1 pseudogene is annotated in these 440 nt (G+C 57.0%); it reads right to left on the minus strand.

The features are described from left to right. Positions 1-365 (minus strand): annotated as a pseudogene (locus DVK07_RS21835) (hypothetical protein); the annotation flags it as partial. Positions 366-440: the final 75 nt, after the last annotated feature.

The raw sequence follows: 440 nt of genomic DNA on the forward strand, positions 1-440 counted from the left end.
CGAATATCACCGAACCTCTCCGTTTCTACGTTGTGACTGGAGAACACCACCGGCGTGTCGTCGTCCACGTGGTCAAGGACGTACGGCATCTGCCACGGCTCCCGCGCCAGTACGACATCTGCCTCATCAAGCATTCGGCTCAATCCGTCGTTGGCGACTCTGAGCGCTTGGCTTTGGAAGACATTCGGATATCCTAGTAGCATCGGCGCCTTGAGGAGTTCGTGAAGCGGATGGAGGTGTCGGTATTCCGTGTAGTTCTCCGCGATTTCGACTTCTCTGCGGAAATCGAACGATCGATACATCGCAGGCGATCCTCCCTGACAGAACCGCTCCACCGTATCGCCGTACACCGGAAATTCTGTCACCAGGCCGTGCGTCCGATGATCACCACCTAAGCGAGGAGGATAGGTGACGTACGGAGCGACCTGGGTGAGGTGCAT

The sequence above is a fragment of the Halorubrum sp. Atlit-26R genome (assembly GCF_003666015.1).
Classification (GTDB): Archaea; Halobacteriota; Halobacteria; order Halobacteriales; family Haloferacaceae; genus Halorubrum.